The organism is Microcoleus sp. B4-D4, from assembly GCF_036705185.1.
Lineage (GTDB): Bacteria > Cyanobacteriota > Cyanobacteriia > Cyanobacteriales > Microcoleaceae > Microcoleus.
On record NZ_JAUBTX010000004.1, the window covers coordinates 56326 to 80718 of the forward strand.

At 47.2% G+C, this 24393-nt stretch carries 20 protein-coding genes and 1 tRNA gene; 14 read left to right on the forward strand and 7 right to left on the reverse strand.

Annotated elements, in window-relative coordinates; translation table 11 throughout:
* Positions 1-8 precede the first annotated feature (8 nt).
* Entirely contained in the window at positions 9-872 is an 864-nt protein-coding gene (locus QUB13_RS04845) for a sugar kinase (RefSeq protein ID WP_333379455.1), read from the reverse strand.
* A 50-nt stretch (positions 873-922) separates the two neighbouring features.
* Here QUB13_RS04845 and rsmI point away from each other — a divergent pair, with 50 nt between their 5' ends.
* The gene (gene rsmI / locus QUB13_RS04850; RefSeq protein ID WP_333379457.1) at positions 923-1786 is read left to right on the forward strand and encodes a 16S rRNA (cytidine(1402)-2'-O)-methyltransferase; all 864 of its coding nucleotides are present in this window, start codon (positions 923-925) and stop codon (positions 1784-1786) included.
* A 161-nt stretch (positions 1787-1947) separates the two neighbouring features.
* Positions 1948-3165: a glycosyltransferase gene (locus QUB13_RS04855; RefSeq protein ID WP_333379459.1), complete on the forward strand. Its 1218-nt coding sequence runs from the start codon at positions 1948-1950 to the stop codon at positions 3163-3165.
* Between the two features lie 119 nt (positions 3166-3284).
* Here the strand turns inward: QUB13_RS04855 and QUB13_RS04860 are convergent, their stop codons facing one another.
* Complete coding sequence (locus QUB13_RS04860; protein ID WP_333379462.1) at positions 3285-4343, reverse strand: DNA cytosine methyltransferase; 1059 nt, start codon at positions 4341-4343, stop codon at positions 3285-3287.
* A 133-nt stretch (positions 4344-4476) separates the two neighbouring features.
* On the opposite strand from QUB13_RS04860, the gene QUB13_RS04865 reads away from it, so the two are divergent.
* On the forward strand, positions 4477-5742 hold the full coding sequence (locus tag QUB13_RS04865; RefSeq protein WP_333379464.1) for a bifunctional folylpolyglutamate synthase/dihydrofolate synthase: 1266 nt from the start codon (positions 4477-4479) through the stop codon (positions 5740-5742).
* Between the two features lie 5 nt (positions 5743-5747).
* Here QUB13_RS04865 and QUB13_RS04870 read toward each other — a convergent pair whose 3' ends face one another.
* Positions 5748-6323 (reverse strand): Uma2 family endonuclease, encoded by a 576-nt coding sequence (locus tag QUB13_RS04870; RefSeq protein WP_333379466.1) that lies wholly within the window; start codon positions 6321-6323, stop codon positions 5748-5750.
* A 450-nt stretch (positions 6324-6773) separates the two neighbouring features.
* On the opposite strand from QUB13_RS04870, the gene QUB13_RS04875 reads away from it, so the two are divergent.
* On the forward strand, positions 6774-7475 hold the full coding sequence (locus QUB13_RS04875; RefSeq protein ID WP_333379468.1) for a hypothetical protein: 702 nt from the start codon (positions 6774-6776) through the stop codon (positions 7473-7475).
* Positions 7472-7903 carry a type II toxin-antitoxin system VapC family toxin gene (locus QUB13_RS04880; RefSeq protein WP_333379470.1) on the forward strand — a complete coding sequence of 144 codons (432 nt, stop codon included), beginning with the start codon at positions 7472-7474 and terminating at the stop codon, positions 7901-7903. Before QUB13_RS04875 ends, QUB13_RS04880 begins: the two co-directional genes overlap by 4 nt.
* A 49-nt stretch (positions 7904-7952) precedes the next feature.
* Here the strand turns inward: QUB13_RS04880 and QUB13_RS04885 are convergent, their stop codons facing one another.
* A complete protein-coding gene (locus QUB13_RS04885; RefSeq protein ID WP_333379673.1) occupies positions 7953-9236 on the reverse strand; it encodes an ABC transporter substrate-binding protein in 1284 nt (427 codons plus the stop codon).
* Between the two features lie 456 nt (positions 9237-9692).
* Between QUB13_RS04885 and pilM the strand changes: the two genes are divergently transcribed.
* Positions 9693-10787: a type IV pilus assembly protein PilM gene (pilM, locus tag QUB13_RS04890; RefSeq protein WP_333379472.1), complete on the forward strand. Its 1095-nt coding sequence runs from the start codon at positions 9693-9695 to the stop codon at positions 10785-10787.
* 300 nt (positions 10788-11087) lie between these two features.
* Here pilM and QUB13_RS04895 read toward each other — a convergent pair whose 3' ends face one another.
* Complete coding sequence (locus tag QUB13_RS04895) at positions 11088-11246, reverse strand: hypothetical protein (protein WP_333379475.1); 159 nt, start codon at positions 11244-11246, stop codon at positions 11088-11090.
* Here QUB13_RS04895 and QUB13_RS04900 point away from each other — a divergent pair.
* From QUB13_RS04900 to QUB13_RS04935, 8 genes are all read left to right on the forward strand, one after another.
* Positions 11245-12156, forward strand: coding sequence for a PilN domain-containing protein (locus tag QUB13_RS04900; protein ID WP_333379477.1), 912 nt, complete (start codon positions 11245-11247; stop codon positions 12154-12156). The genes QUB13_RS04895 and QUB13_RS04900 overlap by 2 nt on opposite strands.
* Entirely contained in the window at positions 12153-12944 is a 792-nt protein-coding gene (locus QUB13_RS04905; protein ID WP_333379479.1) for a pilus assembly protein PilO, read from the forward strand. The genes QUB13_RS04900 and QUB13_RS04905 overlap by 4 nt, the downstream gene beginning before the upstream one ends.
* 711 nt (positions 12945-13655) lie before the next feature.
* The gene (locus QUB13_RS04910) at positions 13656-16073 is read left to right on the forward strand and encodes an AMIN domain-containing protein (protein WP_333379481.1); all 2418 of its coding nucleotides are present in this window, start codon (positions 13656-13658) and stop codon (positions 16071-16073) included.
* Between the two features lie 614 nt (positions 16074-16687).
* Positions 16688-16978 (forward strand): HU family DNA-binding protein, encoded by a 291-nt coding sequence (locus QUB13_RS04915; protein ID WP_194009466.1) that lies wholly within the window; start codon positions 16688-16690, stop codon positions 16976-16978.
* Positions 16979-16993: 15 nt separating this feature from the next.
* Positions 16994-18130 (forward strand): threonine-phosphate decarboxylase CobD, encoded by a 1137-nt coding sequence (gene cobD, locus QUB13_RS04920; RefSeq protein ID WP_333379483.1) that lies wholly within the window; start codon positions 16994-16996, stop codon positions 18128-18130.
* 319 nt (positions 18131-18449) lie between these two features.
* Positions 18450-19634: an RNA-guided endonuclease InsQ/TnpB family protein gene (locus QUB13_RS04925; protein ID WP_333379485.1), complete on the forward strand. Its 1185-nt coding sequence runs from the start codon at positions 18450-18452 to the stop codon at positions 19632-19634.
* 18 nt (positions 19635-19652) lie between these two features.
* A complete protein-coding gene (locus QUB13_RS04930; protein ID WP_333379487.1) occupies positions 19653-21128 on the forward strand; it encodes a dihydrolipoyl dehydrogenase family protein in 1476 nt (491 codons plus the stop codon).
* Entirely contained in the window at positions 21125-21268 is a 144-nt protein-coding gene (locus QUB13_RS04935) for a hypothetical protein (RefSeq protein WP_333379490.1), read from the forward strand. The genes QUB13_RS04930 and QUB13_RS04935 overlap by 4 nt, the downstream gene beginning before the upstream one ends.
* A gap of 154 nt (positions 21269-21422) precedes the next feature.
* Here the strand turns inward: QUB13_RS04935 and QUB13_RS04940 are convergent.
* Both QUB13_RS04940 and QUB13_RS04945 read right to left on the reverse strand, forming a co-directional pair.
* Positions 21423-21509 (reverse strand) — tRNA-Ser (locus QUB13_RS04940).
* Between the two features lie 60 nt (positions 21510-21569).
* Complete coding sequence (locus tag QUB13_RS04945) at positions 21570-24206, reverse strand: ComEC/Rec2 family competence protein (RefSeq protein WP_333379493.1); 2637 nt, start codon at positions 24204-24206, stop codon at positions 21570-21572.
* Positions 24207-24393 lie beyond the last annotated feature (187 nt).

A 24393-nucleotide genomic window follows, 5' to 3' on the forward strand; every position in this document is an offset into this window, starting at 1 on the left:
TTTTAAAGTTAAGGTTGAATGTTTTTTATCCATTGACGGGTTCCGAAAGTTTTGCAGGAATTGGAAGCTATTTTGGCGGCTGCCGTGAGGGCATTTGTAAAGTTGTCTTGTAAAATATAGTGACAGAAAGCGCCGTGAAAAATGTCGCCTGCGCCTAACGTGTCTGCGGCTTGGATTTGAGGCACTTCTAAACTGCCGAAACTGCCTTTGCTGAGGTATTTAATCGGTTTTTCGCCGCGCGTGATGGCAATGTGGGGAATTCCGGCTGCTGAGAGGTAAGCAAAGACTTGTTCTGAATTGTTGCAGTCGGGCGGATGAAAGTTATCGGAACATACGGCCCATTCAATGAAGGGCAATATTTCTTCTAATCCGGGTTTCCAACTGCCGCCATCGAGGACGATGGGAATGTTTTTTGATTTGGCAAGTTGAGCAATTTCTTTGCTGGCTGGAATTTGGTGTCCGTCAAACAGTATGATATTAACTGATGTTAAAATGTCCTGGTTAATTGTTTGACTGTCAACTTGCGATTTCGTAGCATTGATGGAAATTACCGATCGATCGCCCGTTGCTTCAGTTACAATAATCGAAGAGACTGGTGGAGTGTGCGAGATCCCTGGTTGCAAATCAATTATCCTGACATTATACTCGGCTAAGTCTGCACGGATCAATTGGGCGATCGCGCCAGTGCCCAAAACCCCCGCCAACACCGACGCATTCCCCAAACAGCTAAAAGTCACCGCAGCATTTGTCGCCGGCCCGCCCGCAGCAATGGTACAATCAGCAGCAACAACTTTCTGATTTTCACCCGGAGGCTTCTCGGCTAAATAAACTAAATCTAAAGTCGCCAATCCCAAAAATAATCCAGTTTTCATATCCGCATTAATCCGCGTACATCTGCGGTTAAAAACAAAAAAATCTCCTAATGCAGCCAAATCCTAACACAGGAACACTTTACATTGTCGGAACCCCAATCGGCAACCTCGAAGACATGACATATCGCGCTATCCGAATTTTACAAACAGTAGATTTCATCGCAGCCGAAGACACCCGCCACACAGGCAAACTTTTACACCACTTTCAAATCAAAACACCCCAAATCAGCTATCACGAACACAACCAACAGCAGCGACTCCCCGAATTAATCGACAAACTGCTATTAGGGAACAGTATCGCCCTCGTCACCGACGCTGGAATGCCGGGAATTTCCGACCCCGGATACGAATTAGTCAAAGCCTGCGCCGATGCTAACATTAACATTATTCCGATTCCCGGCCCCAGCGCCTGCATAGTCGGGATAAGTGCATCGGGATTACCTACAGACAGATTTGTATTTGAAGGATTTTTGCCCGCCAAAGGTCAAGAACGCCAGCGGAGTTTAGAAGCTTTGCAAATAGAATCCCGCACTATTATCTTATACGAATCTCCCCACCGGTTGCGGCAAACTTTACAAGATTTAGCAAATACCTTGGGAACCGACAGACAGATTGTGCTGGCCAGGGAATTGACAAAAATGCACGAAGAGTTTTGGCGTGGTAGTATCGAAAGTGCGATCAAACTTTACACCGCACGCGAACCCCAAGGAGAATTTACCCTAGTGATTGGCGGCCTCCAAACAGACGCACCAATTTTCTCCGAAGACGCCATCAAAGCCGAATTACAAACATTAATAGCAGAAGGCATCAGCCGTTCCCAAGCCAGCCGCCAACTAGCCCAACAAACATCCCTCCCCCGCCGCCAAATCTATCAACTCGCCCTCACAATTGGCGACAATGAATCACTAGAATAACCCTCCTTTCTTCTCCCCCCTCTCCCACTCTCCCCCTCTCCCACTCTCCCCCTCTCCCACTCTCCCCCTCTCCCACTCTCCCCCTCTCCCACTCTCCCCCTCTGCGCCCTCTGCGCCCTCTGCGGTAAAAAAAGAAACTCAATAATCACACTAATAATTCTATGGTACGCGGAAACTACGATCGACAAAAACCCTACTTACGCAACCCCCACATCAACAAACCAATCGCCGAAATCTATGCAGACTTAGACGCCTTTAGCTGGGAGATATTTGAAGACCAACCCCACCGCTTCGATACCGTAAGTTTCTACGTCTTGCTTCCCCCGCTATTTTACGAAGGAAAATTCATCAAAGGAATTTACTTAAGCGAAGGAGTCGAACTAATCAACAAACTATTTCCCCAACTTTCCTCAGTATTTTTATCCTTCACCTATTCCCCCGGCACATCCTATTCCTGGGCACCGATAGCCGACGCATACTCCAGTTTATACAAAAACCCGCAGCGAGATAAATGGTTTCGCGAAACTTATCCAAATCGCGCCAACAAACCGATCGTACCACTGCAAGACACCGACTTCATCAACGAATACTTAATTTCTCCCCGCAACGTCCCCGCCAAAGACATAGACTTGCTAGCCGTCGCCCGAATTTCCGAAGAAAAGAATTTACCAACGATTGCTAAAGCCTTAAAAATTTACCGCCAAAAATATCCGCAAAAACCCATAAAATTAACAGTTGTCAGCGGTCACGAATTTGATATTAATAACCTAAATACTCTCGACGAACTTGCCTTAAAAGAATGGCACCAAGTAGAAGCAATTTTAGGCAATCCCTCCGACTACATCAACTTACTACCGCGAGTTGACTACTACAGCGAAATGCCTGTATATTATTCGCGCGCCCAAGCCTTCGTCCTCGGTTCCCTCCTCGAAGGAAAAAATCGGGGAATTACCGAAGCAATGAGTTGCAACATACCAGTAATTTGTTTTGAAGAGTTCAACCAATACGCCAGAGGAAACTCGCCTGTTTTCCCGGAAGGTGCGGGACTTTACGCCAAATTTGACCCGGAATCCTTAGCCGATACTATTCATACAGTATTGGAAAATCAAACCGAATTTAAGCCGCGATATCAGTATTTAAAGCATTGCGGGCGAAAAAACTTTTTTAACACTTGTATAGATAGTTTTCCTTACTATCAGCATAACATTCCCGACTACAAACCGGGAGAAGCATTTAAGAATTTGTGGCTGGATTTGGCGGTGCAGCAAAATTATCAAGTTAGTTTGGATAGTTTTTTGTACGGAGGTTCTCCCCTGTCTCATATTCGCGGGATAAATACGATTCAGCAAAATCTCGGTGAGTTAACTAAGTTTCAATGACAGATAATTCGGAATGATTAAACCGCAGAGGCCACAGAGGACACAGAGGAAGAGAAGAGAGAGATGAATGATTCTGATGTCAAGGGATTTGAGATTAGTCTTCATAGCGAGGAATTTCGCTAAAGGGCTCGTGGAATTGATTCCCTAGCGACTGGTAGATGGTCGGCTTTAGTTGACACCAATGCCCTATTCCCTATGACAATATCCTCAAAAATCTTACTTGCCAAAACTCTTGCTAAATTCACAGGAACAGCATTCCCGACCATTTTGTAGCCGTCCGCAATATACTTGTACTTGAAAATAAACTCATCAGGAAAAGTCTGAACTCTCGCACACTCTCGCACAGAAAGCCGACGGTAAGGCTGAGGCGAATTGGGGTCAAAAATGCGCTTATCTTTGCCAACCAAAATCATTTTACTAGCTTGAGGGTGTAGAGGTGCGTGTCGGCCGCCCGCCTGAATTGTAAACGAAGGTTCGCCCCAACTTCTAACTCGATTGCGCGACATATAAATGCTCGAAAACCCCAAATCTGCACATTCGTGATTCGCGACAGCATCGTGATAATTATCTACTTTACCCTTAACTGACATTGGGGCGATCGCCTTTAAGTCAAAAATCGCATCTTCCAGCGTCAAAACATCCGTTCCCGGCGCGGGAAACTCAAAACCAAAACCCAGATTTTCCCGATAACCGACAACAATTACCCTTTGTCTATCTTGCGGCACACCAAAACTTTTAGCATTCACCAACTGGAACGAAACCCGATACCCGATCGCCTCAAACTGCGATAATATATAAGTGAAAGCATCACGATTTCTAGGCGCTAAAATACCCCTAACATTCTCAGCCAAAAAAAACAAAGGCTGCTTGTCCCGCACAATTCTGATATACTCCCAAAAAAGCTGACCCCGACTATCATCAATCCCGCGTTTCGCACCCGCCGCACTCCAACTTTGACAAGGAGGCCCGCCAATAATTCCAATACAGTGAGGAATTTCATCAGAATTAATTTTTCTGATATCTCTGCGGTCTAAAATAGTTTCAGGATGATTGAAATTATACGTATCCCAAATAGACTTATCATATTCATTCGCCCAAACCGGATTAAACCCAGCCAACCGAAAACCCAAATCCAACCCCCCACAACCCGAAAACAGAGAAATAATATCCAAAGCCACCTTTTCTCACCCGCAATAAATTACAATAAATCAATTATAAACATCTCTTTCCTCTCTCCCTCTGCGCCCTCTGCGCCCTCTGCGGTTAATAAAAAAAATATAATTCACACACAAACAGAATTCATCATCCTCAATGAATGCAGAATCCATCCTCCAATCTTACCAACACTTCGGCGTACACCTCGGCCTAGAAAGAATCCAACAACTCCTCCAAAAACTAGACAACCCCCACCAAAAAGTCCCCATTATCCACATTGCCGGCACAAATGGCAAAGGTTCCGTTTGCGCTTACCTCTCATCCGCACTCACAGCAGCAGGCTATCGAGTCGGGCGCTACACATCCCCGCACCTAATCGATTGGACAGAAAGAATTTGCATCAACCAAAAACCAATTTCTACAATAGCATTGCAACAGTGTCTAGAACAAGTTGTCAGCGCTGCGGAAGGTAATACAGAAACTCCCACTCAATTTGAAATCATCACCGCTGCAGCTTGGCTGTATTTCGCCGAACAAAAAGCAGATATTGCCGTCATAGAAACAGGATTGGGCGGTAGATTAGACGCGACTAATGTTTGCGAAACTCCCCTTGTCAGTGTCATTACTTCTATCAGCCTCGACCACTGGCAAATCCTCGGCCCTACTGTCGCCGATATTGCTGGAGAAAAAGCCGGAATTATCAAATCAAAGTGTCCGGTAGTTGTCGGAGAATTGCCAGAATCTGCTAGAATAGTAGTAGAAAAACGCATTCAAGAATTAGACTGTCCGGCAATTTGGGCAACACCAGCGGTAGATTTAGGACAAGGATTTGCAGAATATCAGTTAAGTCAAAATTCGGTTAAAATAAAATATCAATTGCCATTGTTGGGACAAATTCAATTAATGAATTCGGCGATCGCACTTGCAACTCTTCACACCCTCCAAAACCTAGGATGGCAAATCTCCCCCACCGCCATCGCAGACGGAATCGCCAAAACCCAATGGCCCGGAAGACTTCAGCAAACTACCTGGAAAAATCAGAAAATATTAATAGATGGAGCTCACAACCCCGCTGCTGCGATCGCCCTGCGCGAATATGTAGATCATCTTACCAGTTCCCCGTCCCCGATTAACTGGGTAATCGGCATTTTGGCGACGAAAGACTGCGATGATATTTTACAAGCATTACTCAAAAAGGGCGATCGGCTTTACCTAGTTCCCGTACCCGATCAAAACTCATCATCCCCCGCAGAATTAGCCGCCCTCGCTCAAATTATCTGCCCCGAATTAACTCTCTGTCAAGCCTTCCCAGACTTAACAACAGCCTTAGATATTGCAGTTGCAGGCGACAATTTAACAGTGCTTTGTGGTTCCCTGTATCTCGTCGGCTACTTTCTGCAACAACAACAATCCCAAGCTTAAACGCATTATAATTGTGTTTCTTCCTCTGTAAAAATAGGAGGCCACAGTTCCGAAACGGGCAATTCCCAACCGGGAAAAAGTTCTGCTACTGTTAAAATATCGCCATTTCCTAAAACAGTCGGTTCGCCTGTAGATCGATAAATAGTCACTGTTTCTTCATCAGGATCGATCAGAATTCCGACAACCGCCCCCAACTCGATAAACTTCAAAACCTTGTTTTCTATCGGCTTAATGCGATCGCTCAAAGATTTAATCTCAACCACCAAATCCGGGACAAGTTCACCAAAATAACGCGGACTTTGGCGCAAGCGGGCGGCGCGCACAAAAGAAACATCCGGTGCTTTGACATTCGTATCCGGCATGATGAAACCGCCTGCGGAGTCAAACACTCTCCCCAAGCGACGGGGATTTATCCAAGCGAAAAGAAAGGCGATCAGACGGCTACTGATTTCACTCGATACGATGTCTGATGGCCCCACAATTGAAAGTCTCCCGTCTTCTAGTTCCATTTTGTAATCTAAACCCGCTTCAGAAAAAAGGGTTTGAACTTGGTTTAAATCTTTGAGTGTCATCGCTGGCATAAGAATTTTCTCCTATTCCGATCGGAGCTTTGATTTTAACACAAGTCAAATTTATGAATATTTGAGGGATTTAGGCTGTTTTTGTAGAAATCATCAATCAAGCTGCATTCAGAAAGGCGATCGCACGGGATAAATAAACCCGGTTGCTGGGATGAGCGATCGTTCTTATCAACAAACATTTACCTCTAAAATAGTCGAGATTGACTTATCCAGAGTTTTCCTCTGACTCCGCGTTGTGAAGAGGCGGTAATTTCATCATTCGATAATAACTTAAAAGCTTATCTATGCTTATATATATGGCGGCACAGATCCCATTATTTAATAATACGTCAAGTGGCATAAAAAAGCAAGGGGCGATATCAAAAAAGATTAATGCCTAATGCCCAATGCCCCATGCCCAATTTTTGTTACAATACAAGTGAGTTTGGAAAAATTTAGAGATAGAAGTTTATGAGCAGCCTTATATCGGTGCAAACGCTAATTGAATATATAGAAGCTTTGCCAGCCCAAGAGCAAACTTTACTATTTGAGGAGCTTTTCAGGCGAAACATAATCAAGCAGCGTCAGGAAAACATCGATTCTACAGTCAAGGTAGCTCTTGACTCGCCGAGCTGGCCAGCACGAGAAAAGTTTCCAAACACGGAAAAACTTTATGACGCGCTTATCAAAGCAGACCCGCTTATCATGGCAGAAAGAGAAAAGTCGCGCCAGGAAAACACCGAGCATACAGTCAAGACAAAAACACTCTTAACAGGTAACGCTACCTGCGACATTCGCGCAGCCGATCGCACTAAATTTGGGGGCGACCTCGACAGCTCAACTGCTCACATAATCATTAAAAACGAATCAGACAAAACCGTCAGTGCAGCGTTGCTGGGATGGCCCGAATGTAAAGCTTTTGGCGAGACGCGATCGCAAGCACTGCAAAACCTGCACGATTTAGTAAATGCCCAGCTAGCCGAAGCAGAAATCGTCTCTGTCAAACTCACTTCTAGTCGATCGAACAATCCTTGGGTGAGGTTAGCTGGTAAGTATGAAAACGATCCGCAATACGATGAGGTATTGGCACACATAGAAGAATATCGCCGCGAACTCGATGCAGAAACCGAAGCTTATTATAGTCAAATTGACGCTGCGGTTGAGACAAAATGAGCCTATACATACTTGATACGGATTGTTTCTCCCTTTGGCAACAGAATCATCCAATGATGGTGCAGCGGGTCGAGGTTAACCCAGAAAATCTTGCTTTAACTATTGTAACAGTAGAGGAAGTAATTCGCGGCAGGTTCAAGGTTATTAAAAACGCTTCTGAATCTTCGCAAGCAGACAAATTAGTATGGGCTTATACCAAGCTATGGGATACATTAGATGATTTCAGACTTCTAAACATTCTGAAATTTGACCAGAATTCTTTCACTATTTACACTGATTTCCGCCGTCAAAGAATACGCATCGGCACGCAAGATTTGCGGATTGCTGCTATTGTACTTGCTAATAATGCTATCCTCGTTACGCGCAACTACCGAGATTTTTCGCAAGTGCCTGATTTAGTGCAGGAAGACTGGACAATTCAACCTTAAAAGCAAGGGGGAAAAGCAAAAATATTTCCGCCCCAGCTTCAATTAAAAACTACCTTTGATCCCAAGCATTCGCCGCATCACTCACAGCTTGTTCCACGGATTTTTCGCCCAACATCGCCGCCTGCAAATTGTCATAAATCGCCTTTTGCAACTTCTTAACATCCTTGAGAGGGGGAATTAACAGCTCAGCTTTCGCCAAGCCAGAAGCACTGACAATCCTAGCTCGATCGCTCGGAGCAGCATCAGCCGGAACACTCTTAAAATAAGAGTCCTGCAAAGCCTCAACCGTAGAAGGCAAAACATTAGCAACCTTCGCAAAAGCCAACTGATTTTGAGAATTTGTCACGAACAAAGCAAATTTCACAGCATCATCAGGGCGCTTGCTGTCGCGAGGTACAACCAAATTCATCACCGCCACAGTCTTCTTGCCGGTTTCCCCCGTAATTTGAGGCGCAGCAGCCGAGACAGCACCAATATTCGGAGCATTCTCAGCGATCGCCTTTAAAAACTGAGGCCCAGAAGCTAACAAAGTAGTTTCCCCAGCTTGATAAAGCTCGATCGCCCTGCGATGTCCCTGCACCAAAACATCCTGCGGCAAAAGTCCGCCCTTGTACAAATCCACCCAATACTGAAAAACAGCCTTCCCCTTATCAGTATTAAAAGCAGCCTTACCTTTAGCATCAACCAAAGGCACACCCATCTGCACAAAAGATTGCAAAACCTCCGACGAATCTTCCGGTACAAAAGTCGCAAAAAAAGCAAATTTACCAGTCTTATCCTTCACCTGTTTCGCCACAGCCGCCAACTCGGCATAGGTAGCGGGAGGCTTAGCAATTCCAGCTTTTTTAAACAACTCCGTATTGTAAATTGTCACCCCAGTTGTCAGATACCAAGGAATCCCAAAAGTCTTGCCATCAAGTACGCTAGCTTTCCAGATATTTGGCAGATAGAGCGATCGCACTTGCTCCGAAATTCGAGAGTCCAAATCCAGCCAAGCATTGCGCCCCGCCAACAGCGAAGCAAAATCTGGATTCAGGTTCACCACATCCGGCGCAGTTTTCGCCGAAACAGCACCCAAAATCTTACTTTCCATCGCCGACCAAGGGACATCCACCCAACGCACCTTCACGCCCGGATTTTTGGCTTCAAAATCGGCGATCGTCTGATTGAAATACTCAGTAAACTGAGGTTGAAGCTGCATCGTCCAGAACTCGATTTCGTTAGCATTCTTAGTTTGGGAATTAACAGCAGGCTTGCTGCAGCTCACCACCGCAGCCAGCAGCAGCCCCACCAGCCCAAAAACAGCAAACAGTTGCCAAGATTTACGCTTCATAGAATTTAATTTCAGAATCATGGGAACCGTTAGAGAAAAAAAAGCACAGCCCGCCGAGAAAACCAGAGAGTCAAGTTCTAGTCTTGGTTGCGCCAGAGCCCTGCGAGGGAAAGAGTCGGTTTTGCAGCCGCACCGGCAGGTTTTCGGTCGATCGAGCTGAAAATTGTTGACATTCGCCGGAGAATAGCTATTGTCAAGTAAATTGGATAGCATAAAATCGGAACTAGCGATCGCGCAACCAAGACCCTGCAGCGCAGCACCGCCAACGGTACTGCGAACACCGAGATTACAGCAGGCGCGTTGGAAATACATACTAGGCCAGCAATCCAAACCCGCCGGCCGATGGGTCATTCCTAATTGAAAATCCCAAATGGTATCACCCTCCAACAGCCAAAGGCTGAGTCAGGCTGGCCAACCACAAAATAAACAAATAGCAACTACCGGCGACCCAATCACATGGTTAACTTTTTCAAAGGTCTACTTTCCCAACGCCAGCCAGGAATCGGGATCGAAATAGCCCCAGACCGCATCAACATCATTCAGCTCGAAAAGAAAGCTCAGGCATTAAAATTAGGCATCCTAGCCTCAATAGAAGTACCAGAAGACATAATACAAGAAGGGCAAATAGTCGATCCGCCCGGAATGGCAGAACTCATCCGGTCAGTCCTCGCCGAAAACAAAATCAAAGCCAAGAAAGTAGCCACAGCCATTCCCGGCCGCGAAGCCGTCATCCGCTTAATTCCAGTTCCCGCAGAACTCAACGAAGAAGAACTGCGGGATTACATGAACGCAGAAGCAGGGCTGTACTTGCCGTTTCCCAGAGAAGACGCCGACGTAGACTATCAAAAAATCGGCCTATTTGTAGATGACGACGGCGTAGAAAAAGTGCAAGTGGTATTAGTAGCTACCCGCAGAGAAGTTACCGACACATACATCGAAACCTTCAAAGAAGCCGGACTGATCATAGACGTGCTAGAAGTAACCAGCTTTGCCCTGATTCGCACCCTCAAAGACCAACTGCAACAATTTTCATCCCAAGAAGCCGCCGTCCTCACAGACATAGAATTTGACAGTACCGAATTAGCTATAGTAGTGGACGGCATACCACAATTTAACCGTACCATCCCGATCGGCACCTACCAAATCCAGACCGCCCTCAACGAAGCCATGAACCTGCCCCCAACCAGAGACACCACCGAACTGCAAGGCATGACCCTGCCAGTAACGGATACAATGGGCGCATCGGGAGACGCCAATCCAGGCACAAATGCCATGATTAAAGTATTGGGAGAACTCGCAGACGAACTGCGCCGCTCAGTAGACTTTTACCTCAACCAGAGCGAAGAACTCGAAGTAGCGCAACTGCTGCTAGCAGGCCCCGGAGCCGCGATCGGCAAACTCGACGAATTTTTCATGCAGAGATTAAGTTTGCCCGCATCCCAAGTCGATCCCATCGAAACCCTAGGACTCGAAATCAGCGAAGAAATTAGCCCTGAACAGCGAGCCGGCTTAGGAGTAGCCCTAGGCTTAGGACTCAGGGAGGTGCTCTAACCTAACAGTTTTAGATAATAGTAGAAAAACAGATTTGAGAATTTTAGGAAAAAGCTTCCTCCGAAAAAAGAAGACCCCTGATGCAGAAGGTAAAATATTGGAGGTAAAAGGTAAAAAGTAAAAGGTAGAATATCCGAGATAGAAGCAGCAACTTCCTTCGGAAAAAGGCAGAAAATTGTTTCCTTCTTCCCTAAATAAACCCTTAACTTGTACCGATAATCTGGCGCTCACTCTAAAATCTAAAATTTCCAATTTAAAGCAACCGCCCTCACAGTTAAGACGTTCTTAATTGCTCAAACCTCAGCCGTCGATTGCCACCAAAAGTCCCTCGCGCCGATCGCTAAAGCCTTCCTCCGACCTTCTTTTTTCTGCCTTCTTTTTTCTGATAACTAATGACCAATAACTAATGACCAATGACCAATGACTTCTTCCTTCAGCTATAAAATCGAGTGAAGCCATGTACAGCCTAGATATTAATTTTCTCAACGATCGCCCGGACTACAAACCAGTCACAGCAGCCAAAAGCTCAGCTAAAAGAAGTTCCGGTGGAGCCAAAGACCAACTGCCCATAATAGGGGCGCTGCTGTTTGCCTTCGGCCTCAACGCCGCAGTCATGGGCGCCTGGTGGTGGGCTACCAACGAAAACACCGGCTTAGCCACAGAACAAGCAACCATCGACCAAGAACTGGCAAAATTAAACACTCAAGCCAGCGCCATCAAAGCCATCAACGCCGAAACCGACAAAATTACCGGCGAATACAAAGCATTAGCCGGAGTATTCGACCAAATTAAACCCTGGTCGGCCATGCTGCAAGACATCAGCGCCCGCACCCCCGCCGGAGTGCAAATTTCCAAAATCGAGCAAATCGACCCAAGTCCCGCCCCCGTTGCAGCACCCCCGCCGCCGGCAGCAACTCCCGCCGCCTCCCCAGGGGCGAGTCCGTCTCCGGGGGCCACTCCCCCAGCCAGCCCCACCCCAGTGGCTGCTCCCACCCCCGTCGTCCCGCCCCAAACTGCAAAAGTACAAATTTCAGGGATAGCAAGTACCTTTGCTCAAGTTAACGACTTTATTCTGCTAGTCCAGCGCTCTCCTTTCTTCCTCGACACCGATACCAAACTGGTAGCGGCCACATTAAAAAACAACCCCACACAATTACAAGTACGCAACCCAACCGATTCAGCAGCAGAACTTCCCAAACTCCGACCAGTGGTGGAATATAAAATTGAAACCACACTCAGCCCGACTGGAGCCTCCGAGTTGCTCTCCGAACTGCGGAACAAGCAAGCAGACGGACTAGCAATACGGATAGAAACACTTCAAGAAAAAGGAATACTAGAATCACAAAAAGGAGAAGTGAAAAAACCATGACAGCAGCAAACGAGTTTATTCCCAGCGGAGCAGAAGAGACAGGGGGTAAGGAAATATTCGGCATTAAGCTGACACCCCAAATCCAAGCCATAGGCATCGCGGTTCTCGGCCTCGGCGTGGCCGGCTACCTAGGCTACCAGTTCGTACTCCCAGAATTCCAAAAAAGCGGCGAATTCAAGCAAAAACTGGTCGAAAGCAAGCAAACGCAAGTGCAATTGCAAGCTCAAATTCAAAAAAAGGCAGAAGCAGAAGCCAAGCAAGAAGAAGCAAAACAGCGCCGCGCCCAAGTGACGGCAATGTTTGCGAGCGATGGAAGCGCCAACACCCTGCTGCTTGACATGACCCAACTGGTTAATCGCATCAACGCCGGCGTGCAAGGAGACGACCTCAAGGCTAAAATTACCAAATTTGAGCCGGATATGCCGCCAGCTACAGCAACTGCGGTGGGAGCTCCAGACCCTGATATTCTCAACGATACGTCCTTCGGGCCGTCCCTTGTTGGCAAGCTCAGGCGCAAAAAATATAAGGTAGAGTTTGAAGGCAATTTTGCTCAAACCCGCAATTTTATGCGTAGTTTGGAGTTGATGCAGTCCCTGTTAGTAGTGAGGAATTTGAAATCTGAATTGCTAGCATCAAATCAGTCCATAGAAATCGATTTCTTGAAAGGGAAAATAGTCCCAGTAGCTCAGCCGGTAACTAAAATTAAAACGGCTTTTGACTTGTACGCGCTCCTGCCGTTAAAGCAAGAAGAAAAACCGCCAACTCCGGCTCCGATTCCTGCCAAATAGCGCTAGGCGAGCGGATATAGCGGTTTTCAATTTCTGCGAGGTACATGAACTCCTTAATTACATGGCTTGTACAGAAGACTCTAGAAAACTGGTTTTTTACCGAAATCAAGATTTTTTTGGCTAGTGTTTTGGTGAAAAACCCGGTTTCGGGGTACTATAGCAATCAGTTTATCTAAGTCTGCTCTTGCTCGGGATATGCGTTACTTTCGCAAAGTCGGGTAACGAGCAATCCCACGAATTCTGCAAGAATTGCTGTAGATAAGTCATAAATTGTCCATTAGGAAAAATCCCATCGCACCTCATTTTTCGCTCGCAAGGCAATATTAGGAACGCAAATTGAATAATTTCAAACATCTGCTAGACTTTTTTCTCTCCAAACGTGGCGAGGTAAAAAAAGGAAGAGTATCCGACCCTGCATTACCAGGAATGGCCTGGTAATGCTCGGAACGAACAACAGTTATTTAATTGCTATTCCTTAGCTATTTCAATTCGCTGTTTCGGGAGAAGGTTAAAGGCAAAATGTTGAAGATTGGATTCACAAAAAAATATCAAAAATATTTGTGTGTGAATTTTAAATGATAGTTTGTGCCTAATTATGCCTATTTTCTGAATTCAAAAAAAACTGAAAACGAGAGAGGTTTCAGTTAGTGCCAAAAGCTCGCTAGTCAAGATTGCGAACAACAAATAACCAAGTGTAGTGGAGGAGAGAACGTGAAACAGCATCTACGGTTAAGTGGTGGAATCTTCAGCAGCGTTGCTGGAATTATAATCGCCCAAGCGCCAGTCTCGGCAGCGCCGACTCAAGTCACAGGAGTGCAAGTAAGTCAAGCCAATAATGGGGTAAATATTGTCCTGGCTACGGAAAAGGGCGATCGCCCGCAAGTTTTCGCCATCAACAGCGGCAATACCTACCAAGCCACAATTACTAACACCAAGCTCCGCTTGTCCCAAGGCAACAGCTTCCGTCAAGATAACCCAGCTCCGGGCATTTCCTCAGTAGAAATCACCCAGATAGAAGCTAACAGCATCCGCGTTGTGGTAGCCGGCACCAACGGAGTTCCCAACGGACAAGTTATGCCCGGACAAGGCCAAAACATCGTCCTCAGCGTTGCCGGACAGGGCGGGACTGTGCAATCTACCCAAGCAGCAGCGCCTGCATTGCCCGCGCTCAACCAAACCCAAGCTTTGCCCCCGCCGCCTCCGGGACTGCCGCTGAACCAAACAGCTCCCCGGCCAGCTCCCCAAATCCGCACCTCGCAAAACGAGCGCGTGCTGCTGCCAAATCCCGAAGTTACTGTTACTAGGGACGATCGCCCGCCCCTACCAAGCGAAATTCAATCTCAAACCAATCAAGCTGCCCCTTTCCTGCCCAGGGCTGTAGCACCGCCATTGGGAGATATCTCCGTATCTAACATCGCTCCAGGCGTAGGAAATATTGAGCTGAGTTCGGGAGAACGCATCCCCCGCTTGGTGCTGCGGGATGCCCCAGTACGAGACGTTTTAGCTCTGCTGGCCCGCGCTGCGGGATTGAACATTGCTTTTACAGGCGGCGGGGCGGCTCAACCGGGCCAACCGGCGGCCGCACCGGGAGCGGCAGGAGGCTCCGATGAAGGGCCGAAGATTTCCTTGGACATCGAAAATGAGTCGGTGCAAGATGTTTTTAATTACGTGCTGCGGATCAGCGGACTGCAAGCCAACCGCGTCGGGCGCACAATTTTTGTGGGCACTACTTTGCCACTAGACTCGCGCAATATTATCGTTCGGACTCTGCGGCTCAATCAAGTCAGATCTACCGATGCAGCTAACTTTTTGAGCGCTCAAGGTGCGGAAACTCAACTGCCGATTACTCGGGTGACTATTCAAACCGTGGGCCAGGGAAATTCGGCGCGGGATGTCGAAATTCGGGAACCGGATATTAAGGCAATTGGCGCTAGGGACGGCAACGGGCCGCTGTTGCTGAGGGGACTGTCGGTGCTGGCGGATGCGCGGCTCAATTCGATCACTTTGGTGGGAGATCCGCGCAAAGTCGATATTGCGGTAGCTTTCTTGACTCAGCTAGATTTGCGCCGCCGTCAAGTGGCTGTCAACGTCAAGGTGATCGATGTCAACTTGCTGGGAAACAACCAAAGTAGCAGCAGTTTCTCTTTCGGAATTAATAACAATTTCTTTGTCAATGATGGGGGAGTAGCAAGTCTCAATTTTGGCGGCATCAATCCGCCTGCCAGGCAGTTTAGCGATCCGGCTCCCGTAATTGCTCGGCCGATCATCGGCAACCCCCTAGCAGGCGAGGAGCCTTTCTTCGATCCTAGGGGCAATTTAATCAACGTGCCGCTCACAGGACTCGGTGGCGGGTTGTTCGTCCGGCCGACAGCCCCGGTTACTGATGACCCCGCGCGAGTTGGGATTAGCACTTACGATGCGTTTGACCCTACAACGGTGAATTCTACCGGAAGTGCGAATTTTTCCCTGTTCCCGCTGTTCCAATATCCGAGGAGGTTCTTGTCGGCGTTGAAGGCAACTATTCAAAGCCAGAATGCCAAAATCCTCACCGATCCGACTCTGGTGGTTCAAGAAGGAGAAACGGCGAATGTAAATATTACTGATGAGGTGCTCAGTAACGTCACGTCGCAAACGCAGACTACCGGAAATACAAGTACCACAACGGTGACGGCGGTCAAAGATAAGGCGGGTTTGCAGTTGGGGGTGGCGATCGATCGGATTGACGATAATGGCTTTGTCTCTCTGCGGGTGAACCCGATTATCAGGACACCGGGCGTCGAGCAAGCACTGTCTACGGGCGCGAACACCAATATTATCAGGCTGCTGGGCGAGCGCTCTTTGCAATCGGGGTTAATTCGCCTGCGGGATGGTCAGACTTTGATTCTTTCGGGGATTATCCGCGACGAAGAACGGGTTACGGCGAACAAGATTCCTATTTTGGGAGATTTGCCGATTATCGGTTCGTTGTTCAGGAGTACGACTAAGGCTAACCAGCGGGCCGAGTTGATCGTGTTGCTGACTCCGCAGATTTTGGATGATAGCGATCGATCGAACTTTGGCTATCAAAACAACATCAGTCCCGACGCGCGCCAACTGTTGCAGCGCAGTCAGCCCGTCCAACCGAGATAGCAGTCAGTTGGCAGTTGGCTGTTGGCTGTTGGCTGTTGGCTGTTGGCTGTTGGCTGTTGGCTGTGAGTGCCCGCCCTCTTAGTTGGCAGTCCGGCAGTGCGTTAGTCCGGCGGGCCGCCAGGGTTAAGTCCCTGGCGGCCCTGCCCAGAAAAGGGAAAGGGACAAAGGAAGAAGGAAAAAAAAATCCTTTAGCCATTGACAAATGACATTTTGTTCTTTCTATTTCTCCTTTTGTCCGCTCTGAAATCCACCGAGGCAAGAAATCGGCTCTCCAAAGTGGTATTTTTTTAACGAAATTTGGGTATTAATTTAAAAAGTTGGCAAGTTCCATATAAATTAAAGGTTCCACCGATCCATAACGGTCGGCAAGACTTTAGAATAATGCAGTGAAAATTAGATGCTGTGGGGTTTTCAGCAATTAAAAACAAAAATTCCTTTTCTGACCAATTATCCTAGGGTAATTGGTATTCAGCAGGAGTTTTTCAGGGGGAAGCGGGCTGGAGCAATAGGGGACTACCCAAATCTCCAAATCCAAACTCCCAATGCAGTTACCACTCACAGCTAATAGTTGAACTCGGTTTGACGTATTTTACAAATTCCAGAAGGAGTTCGGAATGAACAAAGGTGAATTGGTTGATGCAGTCGCAGAAAAGGCTACTGTCACTAAAAAACAGGCAGATGCGGTTTTGAGCGCTGCTTTGGAAGCAATCATGGAAGCTGTCTCCGAGGGCGACAAGGTGACGCTGGTCGGTTTTGGCTCGTTTGAGTCGCGGGAACGCAAGGCCCGTGAGGGTCGCAATCCAAAAACCGGCGACAAGATGGAAATCCCGGCAACCAGAGTTCCTGCATTTTCTGCAGGGAAGTTGTTTAAGGACAGAGTTGCACCGGCGAAAAACGCCGAATAACGGGCAAACTGAGTCTTGATCAGACCTGTACACGGTGGAAATTTAGCTTGGGCAGCCGCATTAGCTGGCTGCCCAGCTTCTGCTATTCTCGATTTTTCTGCCAGTATCAGTCCTTTGGGCCCTCCTGAGTCGGCCTTGGCTGCGATTAAATCTCGCTTGAGCAGTCTGACGGCTTACCCAGACCCGGATTATGGAGAGTTGAGGGCTGCTTTGGGTGAGGCGTTTAATGTGGACCCGGATTGGGTTTTGCCGGGGAATGGTTCGGCGGAATTGTTGACTTGGGCGGCTTGGGATTTGTCGGATCTGGAGGCGACTTATTTGGTGACTCCGGCTTTTGGCGATTACTGGCGGGCTCTTTCGGCTTTTGGGGCGCAGGTGCTCGATTGTCCTTTGGATCTCAAATCGTTGGGCCAGGAGCTTTTGAGCGGGTTAGTAACTGATGGTTTGTCGGTTTCTAACCGCTCCTTTGTTTCTCTTTCTCCTGCTGTCCCGGTTCCTTTTGCTCTGGGGGCCGCCGATCGAGGTTTGCTATTGAACAACCCGCACAATCCTACGGGTTTGCTGTTCGGTAGGGAGGCGATTTTGCCTTATGTGGAGCAGTTAGGTATGGTGGTGGTGGATGAGGCTTTTATGGACTTTCTACCACCGGAAAAACAGCAAAGTTCGATCGCTGCTGTTGAGGAGTTTCCGAATTTGGTGATTTTACGATCGCTCACTAAATTCTATTCTCTGCCGGGACTGCGGATGGGCTGTGCGATCGCGCATCCCGATATTCTCCGCCGCTGGCAGTTGCGGCGCGATCCTTGGCCTGTGAATGCTCTGGCGGAGGCGGCTGCTGCTGCTGTGGTGCGAGATGCTGCTTTTGAGCGGAAAACTTGGGATTGGCTGCCTGTGGCTCGCCAAGAGTTGTTTGAGGGTTTGGCTAATTTACCTGGTTTGCGGCCTTGGAGGGGGGCGGCTAATTTTTTGTTGGTTGAGTCGTCGCTGTCGGTGGCTGCGATTCAAAAAAGTCTGCTGGAAAAACACCGGATTTTGATTCGGGATTGTTTGAGTTTTCCTGAGTTGGGCGATCGATTTTTTCGAGTAGCCGTGCGCGAGAAGGCGGACAATCTGCGACTGATTGCTGGACTTGCGGATGTCTGTTGTCGTTAACTCGGAAATTCATCTCACGTCATAATCTTTGATTTTGGCGTGAGATGAATGTCAGAAGATCCAGAAGAGCGGGCGAATGGAATTCGCGCCTATACAGACAAAACCCGCGGAGGCGGGTTGAAGAGTGGGCCGTTGAAATTACGTTGTTTTCTTGAGTCGCATCCGGCGGACATCGATTGTATAGGCGTGGCTTCAACCGCCCTCCTATCTACTACTGACTTCTTTATCGAAAATATGGGTCTAAAACCCTGTCCTGCCAGGACGGCTTTACTTTTACACAAACTTAGTTTACCATAGTAATAGTAGTTAGGTAAGTGCAGTGTTAAAAGCCCACAAGTACAGAATCTATCCGACTAACCAACAATCAATACTGCTTGCCAAGTCGTTTGGTTCTGTACGTTGGTTTTACAACTATGCACTTAGCCTAACCAGTGAAACTTACAAAGCAACTGGCAAAGGTTTAAGCCGTAACGACACGATTAACCTGTTACCTTCCTTGAAGAAAGAGTATCAGTGGTTAACAGAACCTCCATCACAATGTTTGCAGCAAGTAGCATTAGATTTGTCTAGGGCTTTTCTGAATTTTTTTGAAAAGAGGGCTAAATATCCTAATTTCAAAAAAAAAGGACAAAAGCAATCTATTCGCTTCCCTCAAGGTATCAAGCTAGATGGCCAATTTTTAACCTTGCCCAAGTTAGGTAAGGTTTACTGCAAAATATCTAGGTTGCCTGGGGGGAAACTTAAATCTGTGACTGTATCTCTAACTGTGTCGGGCGAATATTACGCTTCTTGTCTTTACGATGATGGCAAAGCTCTGCCTGCAACACTATCACAAGGCAAGGCTATTGGCGTGGATTTGGGTATCAACCACTATGCCATAACCTCTGATGGCACTAAACATGACAACCCCAAATACTATCGTAAATATGAAGTAAAATTGTCCCAAAAACAGAAGCAACTCAGTCGGAAGCAGAAGGGATCTAAAAACCGCTATAAGGCTCGGATTAAAGTTGCTAAAGTTCATGAAAAAATCACTCGATGTCGTGAAGATTTTTTACACAAACTAAGTCGTAAATTAGTTGACGAAAACCAAGTCATAGTCGTAGAAAATCTAGCGGTGAAAAACATGGTCAGAAACCCTAAGTTGGCTAAATCTATTAGTGATGCTGGGTGGGGAAAATTATGTACCATGTTGAAGTACAAGTCCGAGTGGTCAGGGAAACTCTACATTGAAGTAAATAGATTTTTTCCGAGTTCAAAGATTTGTAGCAACTGTTTGCATCAGATAGAGCGCCTCAGTTTGGATATTCGTAGCTGGCAATGTCCCCAATGTCAAACGATACATGACAGGGATATTAATGCGGCGATCAATATCAGAGATGAAGGTTTACGACTTTTGGCGGGAGGGCATCTCGCTACCGCTTCTGGAGAAAAAGTAAGACCAAGTAAAGGTACTGCTTTTACAAGGCGTTTTTCTGTGAAGGAAGAATCCTCATACCTTTAGGCTGGGGAGTTGTCAATTATGCTTGATTATGATTTAGTGATTATTGGTGGAACTCCGGCCGGACGTTATGCTGCTTTGACGGCAACTAATTTCCCGGCCCGCGTTGCTTTGGTGGAACCGCTAAGCAATTCGCCAGATTTGCCGATTGAGGAGAAGGTGTCGATCGACCTTGGCTTGAGATACAGCCAAACTTTGAGCGAGGCTGCTCGTTTTTACCAGCAGCTTCGCCGCCTACAGTTGGCGGTTCGCCCGGATGTGGCTGATTCGTCGGTGCGGCTCGAATTGCCCTTAGATGGTCTGTTCAAATGGACTGAAGGTGTTGTTTCTAATTTAGAAGAAATTGACGATCTCGGCGTTTTGGCTGCTCGCGGGGTCGATATTATTTTTGGTAGCGGCGAGTTTGTTGCAAAACCGAAGTTGGCTTTTGTTACGGGCGATCGATCTTTGCGATCGCGCTGTTATTTGCTAGCTTCTCCAACTTTACCGACGGTTCCCAATATTGAAGGACTTTTGTCTGTCGGCTTTTTTACTTCGGAAACTGTCGCCCAATTGACCAAACTTCCACAGTTACCTCAAAGTTTGGCTGTAGTTGGTGCCGATCCCAGCGGGGTAGAAGTGGCTCAAACTTTTGCTCGATTAGGGGTGGCTGTGACGCTTGTGGTCAAGGCTTCGCGGATTTTGGCCAAAGAAGACCGGGAAGCTGCAGGCTTGGTTCAAGCTGCAATGGAGGCGGTTGGAGTCCGCATTCTGACTTCTACTGAGGTGACTCAAGCTCGGGTGATTGAGGGTAAAAAGTGGATTCAAGCCGGGCCCAGGGCGATCGAAGCTGAGGAGATTTTTTTGGCTGCTGGCCGCGGACACAATTTTCCATCGTTAAATCTCGAAGCGGTTGGGGTTAAATTTAACAATCGCAGGTTGATTTTAAATGAAAAATTGCAAACAACTAATTCGCGCATTTATGCGATCGGCGATGTTGCTGGGGGTTATCCGTTCCCTCATATTGCTAATGCCGAAGCTGCGGTGGCTGTGAAAAATGCTTTGTTTTTGCCGCTGTTTCAAATAGATTATCGCGGGATTCCTTGGGCGATTTTTTCCGATCCGCAGTTGGCGAGGGTTGGTTTGACTGAGGCGCAAGCAAGGCGTCGTTTTGGAGACGATTTGATTGTTTGTCGAGAATATTTTAAGAATGTTGAAAAAGCTCAAATGTGCGGGGAGACTACTGGTTTTTGTAAGATTGTCGCGCGTCGCAATGGGGAGATTTTGGGAGCGAGTATTGTAGGGCCACAAGCTGCTGAGTTGATTCATGCGATCGCTCTGGCTGTGCGTCACGGGATGAAGGTTGAGGCGATCGCGGAACTTCCTTATATTTGGTCGAGTTTTTCGGCAATTAACGGTCAAACTGCTACTATTTGGGAGTCGCAGCGCTTCCGCAGCAATACTTTGATGCAGAATTTATGCGAGAATTTATTTCACTGGCGCAGGTATTGGAAATGAAAAGATTAGTCATTGGGCATTGGGCAAACAGGGCATTGGGCGGAGCGAAGCGGAGGGATTGGGCATTGGTAATTGGTAATTGGGAATTGGGAATTGGGCATTGGGCATTGGGCATTGGTAATTCGGAATTAGCACCCTAGGGTTAGTTATTGTATTTATATTATTTTGTAAAAACAAAATAGCGGTATATATAAGTGGTACAGATACCACTTATATATACCGCTACCTATTAAACCGAAGCTGTGGCGGAGGAAGCTGATAGTGCCCAAGCCTGGTTTGGTAAGTGTTCTAGGACGGAGAGGGTGGGATTTGAACCCACGTTAAGATTGCTCCTAAAGTAGATTTCGAGTCTACCGCATTCAACCGCTCTGCCACCTCTCCAATTAAATTGAGATGCGAGCTAGAAGTATCTTACCGCACAGTGCGCCACTTTGTAAATCCTTAGAGAAAAGAAGTTTGATTTTCTTCTGATTCCAGAGTCGTCTTAAATCCCGTTGTGGGTGTCCACTGAAGAGCTCCGTCGCGCCCCGTCCAAAAAATCCGGGTTTTGCTTTGGTGCAGTTTGGCTGCGGTTTCTGGGTCGATTTCGTCTGCAGAGGCGATCGCCACTTGCGGCCCAACTGCCTCCAATAACTCGGCTGTCAGGGTTTTTCCCGACCACAACAGCACTTGCGCCGCCTTGAATGTTCCTGCGGCTGCTAATCTTTTTGATAAAATACTTTGGGCTTGCGGTGTCATGTCACCGACAATCAACCAAGTACGCCCCCTCACCAATAATTCTACTACCGGAATCTCTGCATCCAAGAACTGCAACCGCGTCGAACCCAGATCGATGGTACTGTTAGTTTCTAAAAGAAAGTAAACACCTTGCCGAGATTGCACAGCCGTCATAAATTTATCATCGCTGCCGCGGTGAATTTGTTTGGAATCTTTATTATCATAAAATGTTTTAATGGGCAAGCGTTCTAGTAATTTTCCCCAACCGCCGCTCAAACCTAAATGACCGTGAGTGGCGATCGCAAAATTCACAGAATTAATGCCTTGCTTCTGCAAAAAAGGCAACACTGTAAACTTCACAGTATTTTCATCACCACTATTAATTAGCGCCACTTTTCCCTGATCTTGAATTACCAAAACTGGATCGCCAGATGTCGCCAGCAAAGTAACTTTAAACACAGATGATTTAACGTGCCAAGCAGGCAAAACTACGATCGCAATTCCCGCCATTAGCGCCAGCGGGAAAATCCAAGCCGCAGAAATCCGCAGTCGAATAACTCTGCTTTTCCCCTGCTTCCCTCTCCCCTTTCCCTGATTTTTCCCTCTTCCTACTTCCTGCTTCCCTCCTTTTTCTGCCTTGCTTCTTCTATTAGTGACATCCCGTACCTCCGTTACATCCCGGACATTGCTCGTTGCCGAACTTCCCCCCAGCCAAACCCAACAGATTAAACTGTAAAGTGCGATTAACTGAAACACCGATACTTGACCGACAGCTACCGAATTACCTGGCAATTGTGAGAAATATTGGGCGATCGCAATTAAGCCCTTGGCCGGATAGTCCAGCAGTTGCGCCAAAACGCTTCCCGCCGGCGGAAAAATCAATCCTGCTAAAGCGCTAACCATCCCGCCAATACTCAAAATCCACAGCAAAGGAGCCGCAATAATATTGACTAAAATGCTGTAAGGTGATACCACACTAAAAACGTAAAGTAGCAGCGGCAGCACCCAAACAGAAGCTGCGATCGGAACCACCACAATTGAAGCGATCGCGGGCGGCATCCAGTCCAACTTTGCCATCAGCGGCGGCGCTGTCACCACTAATCCCAAAGTAGCCAAAAAACTCAGTTGAAAACCTAAATCCCAAATCCACAAAGGGTTAACTAGCAGTAAAATAGTCGCAGCAATTAACAGCAATCCTAATGGCTTAACTTCGCGGCTTAACACCAAAGCAAATAATGTGCCAAATCCCATCAATGCGGCGCGGCATATTGAAGCTTCAAAGCCTGTTAGTGCCACCAACAAAAATAAAGCGCCCACGCCAAATCCAAATTGTAACTGTTTGGAAAAACGCTTGGTTAAAGCTATAACTAAAGCCAAAACCATTGAAACTTGAGTGCCCGAAGCTGCGATCGCGTGGGCCAATCCAGCTTGCACAAAATAGTCGCGGATGTTGTAAGGTAAATCAACTGCTTGTTTGCCGAGGGCGATCGCACTTATTAGCGGCCCTTCGGGAACATTCAAATACGATAATTGCGATCGCGCGATCCGCATCCGCATCGCTTGAATTGGCGATGGCTGCATCCCGGTTGACTCCCAGAAAGCGCCAGTTGTGCTGTTAACTCGATTGACATCGGCGATCGCCTTTTCTCTCTTCCAGTCAACCTGACGCCCTTTAAGCCCTGCAAAAGCCCCTTCTCTGGCTAAATATGCTCGAAAATCAAAAGCCCCCGGATTCGAGGGCGGCTGTGGTTTGTATAGCGATCCCACAACTGCGATCGTATTGTCGGCGTACAAGCCCGTTGCTTGCAGTAGAGGCACTGTAACGTAGAGTTTGCCTGATACAGGGCGGTTGACGACTACTCCTCCGTCGCTACCGTTGATTCCGCTAACTACATCTGTGTCTAGCCAAAATTGCGATCGGCCCGATCGGGTTAATCGAGGGTTACTCGCCACTCTACCGCGAACTGTCACTACGACTTCTTGAGTGTTTCCCTCCGCAGGAATCAATTTGCTGATGTCATTAATTGCCGGTTGGGGCGATCGAAATACCAAATAAAAGCTAGCTAAAAATGCCAGCAAACCCGCCATTGCCCAAACCCATTTTGCTCTCGGCAGCACCTCCAACAAACTCAATTTGTCCCTCGTCTCCAAGGGTTCTTCTATAGCATTTTTTGGAGTTCTGGTGCGTCTTTTTTTAGTAGTTTTAAAATGTTTTTTAGTATGCTTGAGCAACAACTTAGGCATCGCGATTGCGACGGCGATTCCCAAAGCTAGTATCGCGTATCTACCCCAAAAAACTCCTGTAGAAATCAATCCCAGAATGTAGGCTAGACCGAAAATGACACCCGTTGCTTGATTCATTAATTAGAAACTATGGAATAAGGCAGAAGGCAGACAAGTCAACTTAGATCGTGTCCGATCTATTACCACAAGAAAAACGGTTTGTAGTGCGGACTTGAGTCCGTAGTACGAACCTTAGTTATTGCGATCGATCGGACATGATATTAGACTTTCCGATCGCCTTTTTTTAAGAGATACTTTAATTCTC